This window comes from Arthrobacter sp. Y3223164 (assembly GCF_059091005.1).
This window is the reverse complement of the sequence record NZ_JBNHGF010000241.1, coordinates 1-4,347: the sequence shown is the minus strand read 5'-3', so window position 1 is coordinate 4,347 and position 4,347 is coordinate 1. Positions and strand designations below refer to the sequence as shown.

Annotated in this window: 3 protein-coding genes; 1 reads left to right on the top strand and 2 read right to left on the bottom strand. The window is 68.2% G+C overall.

The genetic code is table 11. The features are described from left to right. Together AC5RUJ_RS11750 and cycA are read right to left on the bottom strand one after the other, a co-directional pair. A partial coding sequence (locus AC5RUJ_RS11750) for an acyl-CoA thioesterase (protein WP_494155899.1) occupies positions 1–378 on the bottom strand: 378 nt, incomplete at its 3' end. 192 nt (positions 379–570) lie between these two features. Next, complete coding sequence (gene cycA / locus AC5RUJ_RS11745; protein ID WP_494127770.1) at positions 571–2,028, bottom strand: D-serine/D-alanine/glycine transporter; 1,458 nt, start codon at positions 2,026–2,028, stop codon at positions 571–573. 360 nt (positions 2,029–2,388) lie between these two features. On the opposite strand from cycA, the gene AC5RUJ_RS11740 reads away from it, so the two are divergent. Further along, positions 2,389–4,347: vWA domain-containing protein (locus tag AC5RUJ_RS11740; RefSeq protein ID WP_494155898.1), on the top strand; the 1,959-nt coding region annotated here is incomplete at its 3' end.

The following is a 4,347-nucleotide window of genomic DNA, read 5'->3' as shown; positions in this document are numbered from 1 at the left end:
GGTCGGCGCCCACGGCGGAACAGGCCGGGGCCGCCGCTGCTCATCCATGGCGACGAACACCAGGATGCAGTCCATCGCCGGCCGGAACTGCCGGGCGCGCACGTCCGCCGCGTCGACGGTGACGACCACCTGCATGCTGGAACGGCCGGTGTGCGCGATGCGGGCGCTGACCTCGATCAGGTAGCCGTTGCGGATCGGCCGGGTGAAGTGCACATTGCCGACGTACGCGGTGACGCAGTAGCCGCCCGAGTAGCCGACGGCGCACGCGTAGCCGGCTTTGTCGATCCACTCGAGGACCCTTCCCGCCTGCACCGTGGTCCCGTCGGCCGCGACGTCGGTGGGCGCGGCGAGGAAGCGCAGCGTGATCGAATCTTCCATGGCGCCATCGTAGCCGCGCGTGGGGCCGCCGTTGCCGGTTCGCGGACGGGCCGCGCGCTGGACGGCCGAACGGCTGAGGGACGGCCGAACCGCAGAGGGACGTGGCCCGACTGCGGAGGGACCGACACAAAAACGTCCGCTCCCCGGAGACCCGGGAAGCGGACGTTTCGGCGCAGCCTGCGGCGGGCTCGGCTAGCGCCGGCCTGCCAGGGCGTCCTCGCGGCCTTCGAGTGCCGCCTTTTCCTCGGCCACCTTGGCGTCGTGGGCGGCGCGGATCGCGGTGTGCTCCGGGTTGCGGCGCAGCCACAGGTAGCCGATGCCGAGCGCGACGAACCAGACCGGGGTGAACAGCAGGGCAGCCAGCGTGTCCGGCTGGGTGGTCAGCGCCCACAGGATGAAGGCGAAGAAGGCCATGACCACGTAGGGCATGAACGAGCCGCCCGGCATCTTGAACTTGCTGGCCTCGTGCAGCTGCGGCCGGCGACGGCGGTACACGATGTAGCTGACCAGGATGATGGTCCAAACGAACATGAAGCAGAGCGCCGAAACCGTGGTGACCATGGTGAACGCCTCGGAAACGCTGCCCTCCGCGTAGAGCAGGACCACGCCCGCGAGCAGGAACATGCAGGAGAACAGCAGCGCGCTGCGCGGCACACCGCGGCTCGAGAGCTTGCCGAAGCGCTTCGGGGCATCGCCCTCCAGCGAGAGCCCGTAGATCATGCGCGACGTCGAGTAGATGCCCGAGTTCGCCGACGACGTCGCCGAGGTCAGGACCACGAAGTTCACGACGCCGGCCGCGCCGACGAGGCCGGCGAGGGCGAACATGCCCACGAACGGGGATTCGTCGGCGTTAAACCCGGTCCACGGCTGGACGGCCATCAGGATGATGAGGGCGCCCACGTAGAAAATCAGGATGCGGATCGGGATGGAGTTCACCGCCCGCGGCAGGTTCTTCTCCGGGTCCTTCGTCTCGGCGGCGGTGGTGCCGACCAGTTCGATTCCGACGAACGCGAACACGGCGATCTGGAACCCGGCCACGAAGCCCATGAAGCCGGTGGGGAACATTCCGCCGTGCTCCCACAGGTTCCCGAAGGAGGCGCGGACGCCGTCGTGCTCGAAGTTGGTGATGATCATGACCAGGCCGACGACGATCAGGGCCACGATGGCAATGATCTTGATCAGCGCGAACCAGAATTCGGTCTCGCCGAAGGCCCGCACGGTGGGCAGGTTCAGCGCGAGCAGCAGCAGGATGCAGGCGAGCGCCGGGATCCACAGCGGCAGGTCCGGCCACCAGAACGCCACGTAGTGCGCGATCGCGACGACGTCGGCGATGCCGGTGACGACCCAGCAGAACCAATACGTCCAGCCGGTGAAGAAGGCCGCCCACGGCCCCAGGATGTCGCCGGCGAAGTCGCCGAAGTTCTTGTACTCGGTGTTACTCAGCAGCAGCTCCCCCATCGCCCGCATGACGAAGAAGAGCATGAAACCGATGATCATGTAGACGAAGATGACCGAGGGGCCGGCGACGGAAATCGTCTTGCCCGAGCCCATGAAAAGCCCGGTGCCAATCGCACCGCCGATGGCGATCAACTGGATGTGGCGGTTGGATAAAGACCGCTGGAGGTGCGGTTCGGTGCTGGTGGCGCTCACTATGTTCCTTACGGGTGGGACTGTGCAGCTGCGGGAGGTTCCCTTCGAACCGGTCGGACGCAGGCTCCATTGCCCGTCCGGCCAGACCGAGAGCAAGCCGCCCGCGGCTCAGCCCGGAGGGGCCGACTGGGTGACCTACGCCACGAAAACCTATCTGTCGCGGCTCACGTGGGTCAAATCGAGAACAATCGGGAACGCCGTCCCGGCTGGCGCGCGTGGAAACGTGCGGTGAACAGGGCCGGCATTCCGCCGGCCGGCCGGTGGGCCGCGCTTCGCCGCCCGCCGGATGGCCTGTGGGCCGCGTTTAGCCGGATATAGTCGGGGCAAAATAACGTTTCATCGAGAGAGTCGGTGTCGATCATGAGTGCGAGCGTCGGGGTCTTGAAGGGCGCGCTGGGCGTGGTTGCCGCCCTGGCCATGTTCCTGCCGCAGCAGGTTCCGGTTTCGCAAGTGCCCGTCCAGCAGGTGCCGGTTTCGCAGGTGCCCGTCCCGCAGGTGCCGGTTTCGCAGGTGCCCGTCCCGCAGGCTCCCGCCTCAGGATCCGAGGAGGCCGTGCCGGTGATGCTGACCTTGGACGCCTCCGGCTCCATGCTCAACCCCGACGCCGACGCCAAGGGCACCCTGCGGATGGACGCAGCCAAGGCCGCTGCCAGGGAGCTGGTCGAAACCCTGCCGGCGGGATCGCAGCTGGGCCTCATGGTCTACGGCACCAACACGGACAGTTCCCCGGAGGCCCGGGCCGAGGGCTGCAAGGACGTGAGCGTGCTGTCCAAACTGGGCACCACAGATCCCGGGAAACTGGTCGATCAGATCGACTCGATCAAGGCGTCCGGCTACACCCCGGTGGGCGAGGCGCTGCGCCGGGCCGCCGCGGAGCTTCCCGACGACGGTCCCCGCAGCATTGTGCTGGTCTCCGACGGCATCGACACCTGCTCGCCGCCGCCGCCCTGCGAGGTAGCCAAGGACCTGGCAAAGGACGGCGTGGACCTGGCCATGCACACCATCGGGTTCAAGGTGGATGCGCAGGCCCGCAAGGAACTCGAATGCATCGCCAAGGCCTCCGGCGGCACCTACGCCGACGCGGACAACGCCGACACGCTCCGTGAGCAGATGGTCATCAAGACCGTCCGCGCGCTGAACCCCTACGACTTCGCCGGCATCCCGGTGACCGGCGGCAAGAGCGCCGCCGCTGCCGCGGAGGTGTCCACCGGCCAGTACCTGGACACCTTCGCCGCCGGCAGCGACAGGACCTACGAGGGCGGGACCCGCAAGTTCTACAAGGTCCACCTGGACGACGGCGAGCGCCTGCACGTCAGCGCGTCCCTGGTGATGCCGATCCGGGCCGGCAGCATGACCACCTACAGCGCGCTGGAGCTCGAGGTCTTCTCCCCCGACGGGCAGGAATGCCTGAGCTCGGTCCGCGAATCCCGCGACGAGGCCCGGCTCTCCGATGGCCCGGTCACCGCGGTGCTCTCCACTGGCGCCATGGGGAGCGGCGACCAAGAGTGCCTCGAGCCGACCGGCGGCGGCGACCTAGTGGTCGGCGTGACCCGGAGCGGTCCGGGCTGGAAAAAAGACCCGCTGCCGATGGAGCTGCTCTTCCTCGCCGAACCGGAGGCCGATACCACCGGACTGCCGGCCGGCTACGACGCCGTGACCAAGCTCGATCTGCTGAAGCCGGGCTCCAAGCCGCGCGAGACCACTCCCGGCAACAGCTTCAATTCCGCCCCCGAACTGGCGCCCGGCAGCTTTGCGGCCACCCTCATCCCCGGCGAGGTGCACTTCTACAGGGTGCCGGTGGACTACGGGCAGCAGCTGCGCGCCGTCGCCCAGCTCGGCGATTACGAAAAGGACATCTTCAATCCGTCCTACCTGCAGGTCGGCTTCGCCAATCCGCTGCGCCAGCCGGTGACGATCACCGACGGCACCTCCACGGGCGCCTACGGCATGACGTCCATGGCCGACCCGGGCACCAAGGTGGCAGCGAACTTCGCCTCTCCGGTGCGCTACCGCAACGCCGCCGAGGGCATTCACGACGTCCGCAACCTGTACCTTGCCGGCGACTACTACCTCCAGGTGGCCGTCGACCCGCTGTACTTCGAGGACGCCAAGGAGACGGAAATCCCCTACACCCTGACCCTGGATCTGGTTGGCGACGTCGAGCCGGGCCCCGGCACGGCCGAACCCGGTGCTTCGGCCGCGGCCACCGAATCCGCGGTGGCAGAACCGGCGGACCACCAGGCGGGGACGGCAACTGTCGTTGCCGTGGCGGACGACGGCGAAGGCCCGGCTTCGGTCCCGGCCCTCGCCTGGGGCATC